Consider the following 13,118-nt stretch of genomic DNA (forward strand, 5'->3'; position numbering starts at 1 on the left):
TTCTCTCAGCCGATGGAAATTAGCATCTGTTTGTTATTACTGGCCAAATGATAAAATCGACGGAAAGCCAAAGCGCCCGCGACGACACAAAAGGCCAACAATAGATGATCAAAAATACCGCCACACAACACAGAAACGAACAGCATTAAGAGACACAAAATTTTTAACGCATAAAGATAGAACGGGGGCTTCGGCGCGCCGGATTTAAAGCAGAAAAAAAGATTTAGGCCAAACAACAAACACCCTACCAATGCCACTGCTGCCGCCGCGCCTATACCGCCATACAAACCGATTAGGGTGTAATTCAAAAGCAATGAAAAAATACCGCCAATCGCAGTGATGATCAGAAAAACATGGGTACGCCCAAAAATGGAAATATACGCATATAGCGAGGCCGAAATAAGTGGAACAACGGACCCATACACTAATAACAGGAGATATGCGACAGATCCAGAGTAGCCCGCCGGAAACATGATATCAAAAAACCACTCCCCAAAAACGGCTACCGACGCAAGCCCTACAAAGAAAACACATGTCAGACATGCATATATTAGTTCATGAAGCACTCGAAAAACAGCTTCGCCACTATTTCGGTACCGAAACGCGGCCGGCCCCCACGCAGCTAGGAAAGCAGAAAATAAAGCCACCCCTACGAATGAAAACTTCGCAGCTAAAGCATAGCCACCCATAATTTCAAAGCCTGCCTCCCTAGCCAAGAAAAAACGGTCGAAACCCGATATCGACCACTGCAAGGGCGCCATCACAGCAAACGGCCAGCCATATATTAGAACGAGTAATATATTCTTGCGCCGTACAACGACACCCTTTAACAAGGGCAACGAAAAATAAAAAGCCGCAAGAAAACCCGCAATTGCAGCCAACGCCAGCGCCAGAAAATAGCCAGACGGGCCTGTTGAAAAATACGCCACTAACAGAAGAGCCAATATCGGCCCAAGAATCTTACTCACGCCAGCCGCTAGCAGATAACTTGCTGCACCCCGCCCCACCCTCACCAAATCCAATAGAACTTGGGTATACAAAGAAAACAGCGCGTACCCGTACAAAAAAAACTTAAACTCTCGACCTACCACCACGCCTAAGTAATCAACAAAATCGTCAAAGGTCAAAAAAAAAGTTATAGAAAATAAAAAAGAAGCGAGCACAACACAAAACAAACCGGAAGCAACAATAGATTGCCTATCATCTTCAACATACCCCTCATCATAATAATAACGATGGATCGCGCTACCTGCCCCCAACCCCAAAAAACCTAGAACACCAGAAAACACTGTCAAAAAAAGCTCTATCACCCCAAACTCAGAGGGCGATATTAACTTAAGCAAAAAAGGAATAATTACAACCGGAGCCGCCTTAAATAACAGCTCTGCCAACGCATACAGAGCCATTTCCTTGTATGCCTTAACCATCGACCACACCATGCAAAGCAGCGCGCAAAGATGCAGCCTGAATTTCAGCATTGAATTTAGTAGATGCGCTACGGGCCGCCCTCTTTAGACCAAGCAAATCCGACCTATGCGCGACTGTGTGCTGAATTATATCGCGAAAGGCAAATTCATCAGGCCACCCATAATTCAATCCACAACCATTATCTTTAATTAACGCTAACAATGGTAAAGATGAGGGCGCGAGCAGTGCTAATCCAGAATTCAAATATTCAAAACATTTAAACCCCGTACACATTCGACCATTCGCCGTATCTGGCTTAGCTATAATTACACCAACATCGTACTCTCGCCCCTGAGCAACCAACTCACCAACATCTACAGGTGGCAAAAAGAAGACTTGATCATCAAGCTTTAACTCGGCCACGAGTTCTTTGAGTTTCTGTTCATCCGGACCAAATCCGCGCAAATATAAATGAGCGCCTTGCACCCCTTGAAAAGCACGCAGAAGTTCGGTCAACCCTCTGGACAGTAAAAACGCACCATGGTAGTGAAACCGAACAGGGTCATAAACCGTCTCATCCAGCAACGAGACAGGCTCAGGGCAAACTGGGACCTCAATAAACTTTGATTGAGGCAATGCATATCGCCTACGTACGAGCTTACTCCAAGCCCGAGTTACAGTAATAATGCTAAACGCCCTCCGACAAAAAAAGGCCTCAATGCAAGTTCTGGCATATTTCGCGGAAAGCTCCCACACTCCAGAGGGTGCTATCTGATCGGGCCAGACTTCGTACACCGAGTAGAGAAATCGGGCGCGCTTGAATTTGGCAAGCATGAAAGCAGCGAGTAAGAAGTCCCCGTCTACCGCCACAACAAAATCCACTTTCTGATTACGCACACGAACATGCGCAACGTACAACTGACGCAGATTTGCAATTATGTAATCCAAAAAAAATACTGGCGAAACCAACCAAGCAAAAAGTTTAACACTGTTTTTTTTGGGGGCACACTGATGCTTCGCTCCAAACGGAATTTTCGCCAAGACATAAATAAAATAGCCCCATAGAAAACGAGGCGATGAAATAAAACGGGAACCCGGCACTACTTGGCGTGCGTAATCAATGCACGAAAAAACGTTCCCATAGCTACAGCTTAAAGCTGCACCATACATCTTTAGCATTGGGTTATTCTTATATGCCTTTGCTGTAAGAAACACAGCAAAGGAGCGCTCGCAACCGCCATCAGCCATGCTGGCACATCCCTTTAACCTCGGAAGAAACTATGGCACAGGGAGTCCCATAGGCCTTACAACCTGCCGGAATATCTTTGAGGACCAAACTATTTGCGCCAACAACAACCCCATCACCGATAGTCACACCTTTGACAATCACCACATTGGGTCCGATATAACAGTTCGAACCAATCGAAGTGGGAGCAGTGACTATAGAGTGAACACCTCCGCTCAACGAGCGCTCTACGGTGTCATGCGTATAAATCTGGACCCCTGCAGAAATGGAGCAATTGGAACCTATCTGCAAGCCCCCGCCAGTCCCGTCCAGAATGGTGTACGGTCCGATCCAAGTGTTTTCGCCCACGCGGACATCACCTAAAACCAAACTGCTGTCGTATATGGACGTCCCTTTGCCGAACCCCAACTCCTGAGCTTTTTCCCATCGGTCAACAACGTAATCGCCAAAGGGCAGCGTACGCGTGTATTTCTCGTTGATCTCTCGCCGCCGGGATAACCAGAAGCTCTTGAGTTCTTTGAAGAAATCCAACATGAACTAGCCTCGCAGAACGGCCGCTATTTTCGCCACGACGCATTCAACGTCAGACATGGTCATTCGTTCGAACAAAGGCAATGCCAAACCTTGAGAATAGAGAACCTTACCTTGGGCGGAATAAGCGCCTGGCTCCCCATATATTCCAACTCCCGAAAGGCTCTGAGCACCGAGATTGGTTTCGATACCTTGCTCACGGAGCTTGGCTATCACCTCATCTCGATTATACGAATCAGCCAGAACGACCATAAAAGTCTGCCAACTATGGCCAGGCACCAGATCAGGCAACGTAAGCAACCTTTCCTCATGAAGCGGTGCTAGCAAACGCGCATAAGCCGCGACTAAAAGTTCACGCTGTCCAATCCAGCTATCCAGCATCGGCAATTGAGCCCGTCCAAGTGCAGCCTGGAAGTTGGTCAGACGATAGTTGGTGGCCGGTTCAAAGAAGCGCATGCCTTCTTCGGTGCGCTCCATGCCGTGGTTCCGCAGGCGGCGCATACGTGCGGCCAACTCGGCGTTATCGGTGGAGATGGCACCACCCTCGCCAGTGGTCAACGTCTTGCGCGGGTGGAACGAGAAGCAACCGACATCCCCCCAGGTGCCCGCCTTGCGATCCGTCAGGCTGGCGCCCAGAGCACACGCGGCGTCCTCCACCACGGCCAGGCCGTGTTCGCGGGCGATCCGGTTGATTTCCGGCATATCGGCCATACAGCCGAACTCGTGCACCGGCATCACGGCACGCAAGCGCTCCGGGCCCTTCCAATTGCGCACCAGCTCTTCGAACTGGACAGCATCCAGGGCATAGGTGCCTGGCATCACGTCCACGATGACCGCCTTTGCTCCGGTCATCGCCACTACGTTAGCAGTGGCCGGAAAGGTAAAGTCCGGCACCACCACGGCATCCCCAGGACCAACATCCAGCGCCAACAGTGCCACATGCAGCGCCGCCGTGCCGGAAGATACCAGGATCACCTCGCGGCAGCCCAGGTAGGCCGCCAGTTCGCGTTCGAAGGCCTCGCACTCGGGACCATGCACAAGTTGGCCGGAACGGAGCACATCACCAACCGCTGCGATGGCCGCTTCACTGATATTGGGCAGGGATAACTTAAGCATGGTCAGCTCTTAAACAGGTTTGAGAGTTGCGGTAAGGAAGCCTCATTTTCGGCAACCCAGGCTGCTGTGCGGCGCAGCCCTTCATCCAGATCAACTTTGGCCTCAAAGCCTATAAGGTCACGGGCCTTACCAACCTTGGGAATGCGCAGTTCGATATCAGCCGACAGAGCATCACGGAAAAGAATCTTCGAAGAGCTACCGACAATCCGGCAAACAGCCTGAGCCAGGCCATACACAGTAGTGACTGCGCGTGAGTTACCAATATTGAAGGACTCGCCTATTGCATCAGGATGCTCCAGTGCACAAAGCACACCCTCAACCATGTCATCGACGTAGCACCAGGCACGAATCTGGCTGCCATCACCGAAGATCAGAATATCTTCATTTTTAAGCGCTTTACGCACAAAGATTGACAAGGCCCCCTCGCCGGTTTGACCCGGGCCATAGACGTTGAAAGGCCGCACGGTAACAGTAGGCAGCCCGAACTCTTTATAATAAGCGTGCGCCAGATGTTCGCCGGCCAACTTGCTGACCGCATAGGTCCACCGTGCTTCACCGACCGCACCGGTGACGGTCTGCTGGCCTTCGTCCACCTTGAACGCATGGGAGCCAAATACTTCCGAGGTCGAAAAGTCGACGAATCGTTCCACGCCGCCCAGCTCCTGGGCAGCTTCCATAGCATTGGCAGCACCAATCATATTGACCCGCATGGTGGTAACGGGATTGCGAACCGTCGATTCGATACCAGCAATCGCTGCTGCATGCACAACAAGCTGAGCACCAGTCATAGCTGCTTTGAGAGCCGGATAATCCAAAACGTCACCCTGGATCTGGCGTACGTTTGGATGATTAGCAAAGGCAGTGTCCTTTAGTGTGTTACGGGTGTAGTTGTCATACACCACAATCTCGTTTTGATCTGCAAGGCGAGAAATAAGCATGCTGGCAATGAAGCCCGCGCCGCCGGTAATAAAGATTTTCTTGCCCGTAATCATTCATACACTCCGATAGGTTTAAAGCCGTAGAGTTCCCCCACCTGTTGCATAGGGGAAGCCAAATTAAAAAATAGAAGCACCAAAAGGCGTTCAACTCAAGCTAGTTGAAATCAGAACCTCGATAATCTTCTCGCTAGCAATACCCTCACCGTAAGGTGCAAGACTGTTGCAAGCAACAAGGTGCTCAATCTGCTTATAGGCTGCCCCAATACGCTCGGGGTCTGCACCCACCAATTGATTCCAGCCCAGCTGGACCGTCTCGACCCACTCGGTTTCATCGCGCATGGTGATGCACGGCACTCGGTAGAAAAACGCCTCTTTCTGCACACCGCCGGAGTCGGTAAGGATAACCTTAGCGGCCTGCTCCAACGCCACCATATCGAGATAGGACAGCGGCTCGACAATCGTGAGCGCATCCAGATATCGCTCCAGACCGAACTGCTTTAGTAGCTTACGGGTACGCGGGTGCAGCGGCAAAACCACTGGCATGTCCCTGACAATCTGCTCCAAGGCGCTGAGAATGCCCTCCAGGCGCAAGGGATCATCAGTATTCTCGGCCCGATGGCAGGTCGCCAGAGCAAATGACTTTTCACTCAAACCGAGCGCTTGCATGATACAGCTACCAACCCGGGCGCGCTCACGATAATAGAGGGCAACGTCGTACATCACGTCGCCTACATTGTTTACCCCCTGGATCATGCCTTCGCGGGCTAGGTTTTCAACGGCCACATCTGTCGGACAAAGCAGCAGGCTCGATACACGATCGGCTAGAATGCGGTTGATTTCCTCGGGCATACGCATATTGAACGAGCGCAAGCCTGCCTCAACATGCGCCACCGGGATATGCAACTTGGCCGCCGCTAAAGCGCCGGCCAGGGTCGAATTGGTGTCGCCGTAGATCAGCACCCAGTCCGGTTTCTCGTCGAGCAGGATGCGCTCGATGCCTTCGAGCATGCGCCCGGTCATGGCGCCGTGGCCGCCGCCGGAGACTTCCAGGTTGTACTTGGGCGCAGGGATCTCCAGCTCGTCGAAGAACACTTGGGACATGTTCGGATCGTAGTGCTGGCCGGTGTGCACCATGACTTCTTCGAGCTGGCCAGGATGCTTGAGAATCTCGCGCGAGACCGCAGCAGCCTTAATGAATTGCGGGCGCGCCCCGACGATGGTGACAATTTTCTTGCTCATGCGCGCAGGCTATCCTGCAAGGACTGAATGATAGTGGCCTGCTGCTCCACGCCTAGGTAAGGATGCATCGGCAGGCTCATCACCCGCTCGGCAATAGCATCGCCCACCGGCAGGCGCGCGGCGTCATCCTTCACCGCCGGCTGGCGGTTGAGCGGAATCGGGTAATGTACCGCAGTCGGAATGCCGGCAACCTTGAGGTGCTCCTGCACCTGGTCACGGTCGGTGACCTGCACGGTGTACTGAGCCCAGGCACTGAGGTTGTGCGCCTCGAGGAACGGCGCGGCGAGGCCGGCCTCGCCGAGCAGGCGGGAATAACCCTGAGCAACCCGCTCGCGCTGCTCAAGCTCGCGCGGGAAGATTTTTAACTTGGGCAGCAGGATGGCCGCCTGCAGGGTATCCAGACGACTGTTCACGCCCACACGAATATGGTGGTAGCGACGATCCTGCCCATGACGGGCGATCTGGCGCATTACCTTGGCCAATTCGTCATCGTTAGTGAAGATTGCTCCACCGTCGCCATAGCACCCCAAGGGCTTACTTGGGAAGAAACTGGTGCAGGCAATGGTGGTCAGGTTGCAGGAGCGCTTGCCCTTGTACGTGGCACCGAAGCTCTGCGCGGCGTCCTCGATCACGGGTATGCCATGCCGGGCAGCGATAGCGTTAATCGCATCGAAGTCAGCGCACTGGCCATACAGCGACACAGGGATGATCGCCTTGGTGCGCGAGGTGATAGCAGCTTCAAGCAGCGTCGGATCGAGGTTGTAGGTGCGCGGATCGACATCCACGTAAACCGGCTTGGCTCCCAGCAACGCGACGGTCTCGGCAGTGGCGATATAGGTGAAGCCGGGGGTGATGACCTCGTCGCCCGGTCCGATGCCCAGCGCCATCTGGGCAATCTGCACGGCGTCGGTGCCGTTGGCCACGCTAACGCAGTACTTCGCGCCGACGAAAGCCGCGAGCTTTTCTTCCAACTCGCTCACCTCAGGGCCGAGGATGTACTGGCCATGCGCAAGAACGCGTTGGATGCCGGCGTCGATCTTTTCCTTGATCAGCTCCTGCTGCGCCTTGAGGTCGATAAACTCGATCACGCACCGTTCTCCTTGATCAGCTCTTTACCGCGCAGCACGTAACGTGCACCAGTATAAATGCAGGCAACACTGCCCTCGCCTTCCAACGGCAGTTCCAGCTGTTCGCCGAACTCGCTCATCCAGCCGATCTGTCGTGCCGGCACACCGACCATCAAGGCATATGCCGGAACATTCTTGTTAATAACCGCACCAGCGCCAACAAAGGCAAATTCGCCAATTGTCACGCCGCAGACGATGGTGCAATTCGCACCCAAAGTTGCACCTTTGCGGACCAGGGTATCGCGGTATTCACTCTTACGCTCAATCAACGAGCGTGGGTTATAAACGTTGGTGAACACCATACTCGGACCACAGAAAACGCCCTCTTCCAAGGTCACGTTGTCGTAAACCGAGACGTTGTTCTGAATTTTGCAGTTATCGCCGATCAATACCTTGTTACCGACGAAAACGTTCTGCCCAAGAGACACCTCCTTGCCGATAAGCGCCCCAGCACAGACATGCACAAAGTGCCAGACTCGGGAACCGTCGCCGATCTGCGCACCATCGTCGACGATGGCTGAGGTATGGACCTGATAATTCATGCCAACCTCAGCGCTTTAAGATGTCAAGGAATGGGTGACCTTCACCCTCCAGTGGTACAACGATCTGGGCAGAACGGATCGTGTTAACCGTCTCGACGCAATGACGTGCATCCTCAATACCGTAACCACGACCTGCGAGAATTTCCTCATAGCTTGTAGTGTGTAGATCGGTGAAACCTTCCGAGAACTCTATCTCGGAACCATCGACAGTGATTGAGCGATAGGTCGGCTTCTTGCCCTTGACCGACTCCGGCAAATCATCGGCATCAATCGACAAGAACCAGCGCACGCGCGCCTTTTCGTACTCTAGATAGCCAGCCGCCTTGTAGTCATTGGCGAAGTGCACCACGTTGCGCTGCAATTTGCCAAAGATGAAGTGCAACATATCGTAGAAGTGCACGCCGATATTGGTGGCCACACCGTAGGATTTGCGTGGGTCACCCTTCCAGCTCTCCATGTACCACTTGCCACGGGATGTAATATACGTAAGTTCAACATCATATTTGCCATCGCGGTCTTCACCAGCAACCTTCGCCCTAAGGTCTAGGATCGCCTGGTGATGACGCAATTGCAGAATGTTGTAGACGCGCCTGCCAGTCTCTTTTTCTACACGAGCCAGCTCATCCAACACCTCTGGCGTTGGCACCAGAGGCTTCTCGCAAATCACATCACAACCGAGACGTAGGCCGGCAGCGATGTGCGCATGATGCAGATAGTTCGGGGAGCAGACTGCTACATAATCCAGAGCAGTCGCCGAATCACGTTTGATACGGTTTGCATGTTCGACGAAACGCTCAAACTCGGTGAAAAACTCGCTTTGTGGTGACAGGCTATCAATGATACCGACCGAATCATTTATATCGTAGGCCAAAACCAGCTCGTTACCGGTGTCCTTGATGGCACGCATGTGCCGCGGGGCGATGTAGCCCGCAGCACCAATAAGGGCAAAACGTTTCAAGAGCGACTCTCCGGCAATCAGGCTTTGATGATGTGAGCTTCAGGGGTGCGGTACTTGCCGCGACTGTCGACAATCAAGCGAGCGTGCTGACGAATCAGCTCGTAGTCGAACTTATCATGGTCAGTCGAAAGAACCACTGCGTCGAAGCTCGCAAGATTCTCCGCACTCAGCGGTTCACTGGACAGCTCAAAATGATGCTCGCGCATTTTCGGGAACACCGGCACATGAGGATCGCTGTAGGCGACGACACAACCCTTGGCTTCGAGCTGCTCCATGATCTCAACCGACGGTGACTCACGCATATCGTCAACGTTCTTCTTATAAGCGATGCCCAGCACCAACACCCTACTGCCTTTCAGAGCTTTGGCACTGTCGTTTAGACCATCCATCAGCTTATTGACGACGTAATCAGGCATAGCCTGGTTGACCTCACCAGAAAGCTCGATAAAGCGAGTATGCAAGCCATACTCGCGGGCCTTCCATGTCAGATAGAAAGGGTCAATCGGAATACAATGGCCGCCAAGGCCTGGCCCGGGGTAATAAGGAGTGAAGCCGAACGGTTTGGTAGCCGCAGCATCGACAACTTCGAAAATATCAATGCCCATACGGTCGGCTACGATCTTCATTTCGTTGACCAGACCAATGTTGACCGCCCGATGAATATTCTCCAACAGTTTGGTCATTTCGGCAGCTTTGGTTGAGCTGACCGGTACCACTTGGTCGATTGCTTGTTCATACAATGCAATCCCGACTTCCAAGCATGCAGGCGTATGACCGCCGATCACCTTGGGTATGGTGCGAGTTTCAAAGTTTGGATTACCTGGATCTTCACGCTCCGGGGAATAGATCAGGAAGATATTCTGCCCTACTACTAGCCCACTCTCCTGCACACGTGGCAACAACTCTTCCTCGGTTGTTCCTGGATATGTTGTACTCTCGAGGGAGACAACCTGACCTGCTCGAAAATAAGGCTTAATCGCATTTGTAGTATCAATCACGAAGCTCATATCAGGCTCGCGATATTTATTCAACGGCGTAGGCACACAAAGAATCAGTGCATCGCACTCACTTGCTCGTATGAAATCAGTAGTTGCTTCAAACCCACTGCTACGCGCTTTAGCAATATGTTCGCCAAGTATATGCTCAATATAACTTTCCCCTGAATTGAGCCTAGCAACCTTATGCTCATCGATATCAATACCTAGCACACGAAAGCCGATGGAGTTATAACGCAACATCAATGGAAGGCCGACATAACCCAGACCAACGATACCAATCAGCGCATTCCTACTCTTGAATTTATCAATACACGCCTGTCGTAAATCAGCCTTCACAGATAACACTCCATTTCTAATTCTTTAAAAATACACGAACACGGCTAGCGGTGTGCAGTTCACTGCCGAAAACGACCCTACTAGGCAACCAGCCTAACCCAACACCCAATGCACGAAATTTCCTGAACCCAATTTTCGCATATCAACCACAACACACACCAACCACTTTCGAAAAATACCGGTTCACGGCATGCATTCAAGCCCCCTAACCCGACCCAGCACTTGCATCGACCCTGCCTTCAGAGAAATCGCAAAAAGACAGAAGACGAGGACAGCAGTGAACTCACAAGAAATCACCAGATGAGCGAGCAATCACACCAGCATCCAAAGCCGGAGAGCGATATGAGTAGACAGATATTTTGACGAAAATCAGAAAATCGGGCTACGGCACTTATAAATGCAGCCTCATAGAATCAGGACGATGCGCAATCTTAGATCAGAAAACCAACGCAGCAACTACTCATCCTCATTCACCCGATCACGCAATTCCTTGCCAGGCTTGAAGTGCGGCACAAACTTGCCATCTAGCCGAACCGAGTCACCGGTCTTCGGATTACGCCCCACGCGCGGCGCACGGTAGTGCAGTGAGAAGCTGCCAAAGCCGCGGATTTCGATACGATCACCTGTCGAGAGCGCCTGCGACATTTGCTCAAGCATGGTCTTGATCGCCAACTCTACATCCTTGGACGAAAGCTGCCCTTGCTGCGTGACGATGCGCTCGATCAACTCCGACTTGGTCATGGTTTTCCCTTCATTTTCAAGCAGCTAGACCACTAGATAGAAAGGTTTTAGCACGCCTGATCAGATTTGAACAGCCTATAAAACAACGCCTTAGCGATTTTCAGGCACAAAAAAAGGCGACCGAAGTCGCCCTTTTTCTCTGGATTAACCGAACTTAGTTCTGTTTTTCCATTTGCGCGCGGAGCAGATCACCAAGGGTGGTCGGACCAGCAGTTTCTACTTCCTGCTTGCGCATTTCTTTGATGGCTTCTTTTTCGTCTTCAACGTCTTTCGACTTGACCGACAAGCTGATTACGCGGCTCTTACGGTCAACGCTGATGATTTTGGCTTCGACTTCTTCGCCTTCTTTCAGAACGTTGCGCGCGTCTTCAACGCGGTCACGGCTGATTTCGGAGGCTTTCAGAGTGGCTTCGATGCCATCGGCCAGGGTGATGATGGCGCCTTTGGCGTCAACTTCTTTAACGATACCGCGCACGATGGTGCCTTTATCGTTAACAGCCACGTAGTCGGAGAACGGATCTTCTTCCAGTTGCTTGATGCCGAGGGAAATGCGCTCACGCTCCGGATCAACGGAGAGGATAACGGTTTCCAGCTCGTCGCCTTTCTTGAAGCGGCGTACAGCTTCTTCGCCTACTTCGTTCCAGGAGATGTCGGACAGGTGAACGAGGCCGTCGATGCCGCCATCCAGACCAATGAAGATACCGAAATCGGTGATCGACTTGATGGTGCCGGAGATTTTGTCGCCCTTGTTGAACTGACCGGAGAAATCTTCCCACGGGTTAGTTTTGCACTGCTTGATACCGAGGGAGATACGACGACGCTCTTCGTCGATATCCAGAACCATAACTTCCACTTCGTCGCCGACGTTAACGACTTTCGAAGGATGGATGTTTTTGTTGGTCCAATCCATTTCGGATACGTGCACCAGGCCTTCCACGCCTTCTTCCAGCTCTGCGAAGCAGCCGTAGTCGGTCAGGTTGGTTACGCGCGCAGTAACACGAGTGTCCTGCGGGTAACGCGCCTTGATGGCAACCCATGGATCTTCGCCCAGCTGCTTGAGGCCGAGGGATACACGGTTGCGCTCGCGATCGTACTTGAGGATCTTGACGTCGATTTCATCGCCAACGTTGACGATTTCCGACGGATGCTTGATGCGCTTCCACGCCATGTCGGTGATGTGCAGCAGACCATCGACGCCACCCAGGTCCACGAACGCGCCGTAGTCGGTGAGGTTCTTGACGATACCTTTGACTTGCTGACCTTCCTGCAGGGATTCCAGCAGAGCTTCGCGCTCAGCGCTGTTCTCGGCTTCCAGCACGCTGCGGCGAGAAACAACAACGTTGTTGCGCTTCTGGTCCAGCTTGATGACTTTGAATTCGAGCTCTTTGCCTTCCAGGTGAGTGGTATCACGCACCGGACGGACATCGACCAAGGAACCTGGCAGGAACGCACGGATGCCGTTAACGTCGACAGTGAAGCCGCCCTTAACCTTACCGTTGATAACGCCCGTAACCACTTCCTCAGCGGCGAAAGCTGCTTCCAGAACGATCCAGCACTCGGCACGCTTGGCTTTTTCGCGGGACAGCTTGGTTTCACCAAAGCCATCTTCAACCGCGTCCAGAGCAACGTGAACTTCGTCACCGACCTTGATGGTCAGCTCGCCAGCGTCGTTGTGGAACTGTTCTAGCGGGATGAGGCCTTCAGACTTCAAACCAGCGTGAACGGTTACCCAACCCGCTTGGTAATCGATATCGACGATGATTGCGGTGATGATCGAGCCAGCCTGAAGATTCAGGGTTTTTAGGCTTTCTTCAAACAGTTCAGCAAAGCTTTCGCTCATTTTAATTCCTGTTGATTCAGGGCAGGGAATCCGCCCAAACCACACTCCAGACAATGTGGGTACGTTCATATAAAAAGAGGCACACGGGTCTATGACTGG

The 13,118-nt window shown here is 52.3% G+C and carries 12 protein-coding genes; all 12 read right to left on the reverse strand.

Going from position 1 to position 13,118, the window contains the following annotated elements:
• Positions 1-5: 5 nt before the first annotated feature.
• The 12 genes from AC0J6G_RS10535 to rpsA all read right to left on the reverse strand — a co-directional run bounded on the left by AC0J6G_RS10535 (position 6) and on the right by rpsA (position 13,019).
• Positions 6-1,427, reverse strand: coding sequence for a lipopolysaccharide biosynthesis protein (locus AC0J6G_RS10535; protein WP_475247512.1), 1,422 nt, complete (start codon positions 1,425-1,427; stop codon positions 6-8).
• Positions 1,420-2,655 (reverse strand): glycosyltransferase family protein, encoded by a 1,236-nt coding sequence (locus AC0J6G_RS10540; RefSeq protein ID WP_475247513.1) that lies wholly within the window; start codon positions 2,653-2,655, stop codon positions 1,420-1,422. Before AC0J6G_RS10540 ends, AC0J6G_RS10535 begins: the two co-directional genes overlap by 8 nt.
• Positions 2,648-3,187, reverse strand: a complete 540-nt coding sequence (locus AC0J6G_RS10545) for an acyltransferase (RefSeq protein WP_475247515.1) — start codon at positions 3,185-3,187, stop codon at positions 2,648-2,650. Before AC0J6G_RS10545 ends, AC0J6G_RS10540 begins: the two co-directional genes overlap by 8 nt.
• Positions 3,188-3,190: 3 nt before the next feature.
• Positions 3,191-4,300, reverse strand: coding sequence for a DegT/DnrJ/EryC1/StrS family aminotransferase (locus AC0J6G_RS10550; protein WP_475247516.1), 1,110 nt, complete (start codon positions 4,298-4,300; stop codon positions 3,191-3,193).
• Between the two features lie 2 nt (positions 4,301-4,302).
• Entirely contained in the window at positions 4,303-5,292 is a 990-nt protein-coding gene (locus AC0J6G_RS10555) for an NAD-dependent epimerase/dehydratase family protein (protein ID WP_475247517.1), read from the reverse strand.
• Between the two features lie 90 nt (positions 5,293-5,382).
• Complete coding sequence (wecB, locus tag AC0J6G_RS10560; protein ID WP_475247519.1) at positions 5,383-6,477, reverse strand: non-hydrolyzing UDP-N-acetylglucosamine 2-epimerase; 1,095 nt, start codon at positions 6,475-6,477, stop codon at positions 5,383-5,385.
• Positions 6,474-7,565 carry a DegT/DnrJ/EryC1/StrS family aminotransferase gene (locus AC0J6G_RS10565; protein WP_475247520.1) on the reverse strand — a complete coding sequence of 364 codons (1,092 nt, stop codon included), beginning with the start codon at positions 7,563-7,565 and terminating at the stop codon, positions 6,474-6,476. The genes wecB and AC0J6G_RS10565 overlap by 4 nt, the downstream gene beginning before the upstream one ends.
• Entirely contained in the window at positions 7,562-8,146 is a 585-nt protein-coding gene (gene wbpD / locus AC0J6G_RS10570) for a UDP-2-acetamido-3-amino-2,3-dideoxy-D-glucuronate N-acetyltransferase (protein WP_475247522.1), read from the reverse strand. Before wbpD ends, AC0J6G_RS10565 begins: the two co-directional genes overlap by 4 nt.
• A 7-nt stretch (positions 8,147-8,153) precedes the next feature.
• A complete protein-coding gene (gene wbpB, locus AC0J6G_RS10575; protein ID WP_475247525.1) occupies positions 8,154-9,104 on the reverse strand; it encodes a UDP-N-acetyl-2-amino-2-deoxy-D-glucuronate oxidase in 951 nt (316 codons plus the stop codon).
• 17 nt (positions 9,105-9,121) lie between these two features.
• Entirely contained in the window at positions 9,122-10,411 is a 1,290-nt protein-coding gene (wbpA, locus tag AC0J6G_RS10580; protein ID WP_475253687.1) for a UDP-N-acetyl-D-glucosamine 6-dehydrogenase, read from the reverse strand.
• A 483-nt stretch (positions 10,412-10,894) separates the two neighbouring features.
• Entirely contained in the window at positions 10,895-11,179 is a 285-nt protein-coding gene (gene ihfB / locus AC0J6G_RS10585) for an integration host factor subunit beta (protein ID WP_475247527.1), read from the reverse strand.
• Between the two features lie 154 nt (positions 11,180-11,333).
• Positions 11,334-13,019, reverse strand: coding sequence for a 30S ribosomal protein S1 (gene rpsA / locus AC0J6G_RS10590; protein WP_160015557.1), 1,686 nt, complete (start codon positions 13,017-13,019; stop codon positions 11,334-11,336).
• Positions 13,020-13,118 lie beyond the last annotated feature (99 nt).

This window comes from Pseudomonas sp. TS_SC_3 (assembly GCF_056156225.1).

Bases quoted from the DNA above. Each gene is read 5' to 3' on its own strand.
- AC0J6G_RS10540 (WP_475247513.1), bottom strand. From the start codon at position 2,655: ATGGCTGATGGCGGTTGCGAGCGCTCCTTTGCTGTGTTTCTTACAGCA.
- AC0J6G_RS10535 (WP_475247512.1), bottom strand. From the start codon at position 1,427: ATGGTTAAGGCATACAAGGAAATGGCTCTGTATGCGTTGGCAGAGCTG.
- ihfB (WP_475247527.1), bottom strand. From the start codon at position 11,179: ATGACCAAGTCGGAGTTGATCGAGCGCATCGTCACGCAGCAAGGGCAG.
- wbpD (WP_475247522.1), bottom strand. From the start codon at position 8,146: ATGAATTATCAGGTCCATACCTCAGCCATCGTCGACGATGGTGCGCAG.
- AC0J6G_RS10550 (WP_475247516.1), bottom strand. From the start codon at position 4,300: ATGCTTAAGTTATCCCTGCCCAATATCAGTGAAGCGGCCATCGCAGCG.
- AC0J6G_RS10555 (WP_475247517.1), bottom strand. From the start codon at position 5,292: ATGATTACGGGCAAGAAAATCTTTATTACCGGCGGCGCGGGCTTCATT.
- rpsA (WP_160015557.1), bottom strand. From the start codon at position 13,019: ATGAGCGAAAGCTTTGCTGAACTGTTTGAAGAAAGCCTAAAAACCCTG.
- AC0J6G_RS10545 (WP_475247515.1), bottom strand. From the start codon at position 3,187: ATGTTGGATTTCTTCAAAGAACTCAAGAGCTTCTGGTTATCCCGGCGG.
- wecB (WP_475247519.1), bottom strand. From the start codon at position 6,477: ATGAGCAAGAAAATTGTCACCATCGTCGGGGCGCGCCCGCAATTCATT.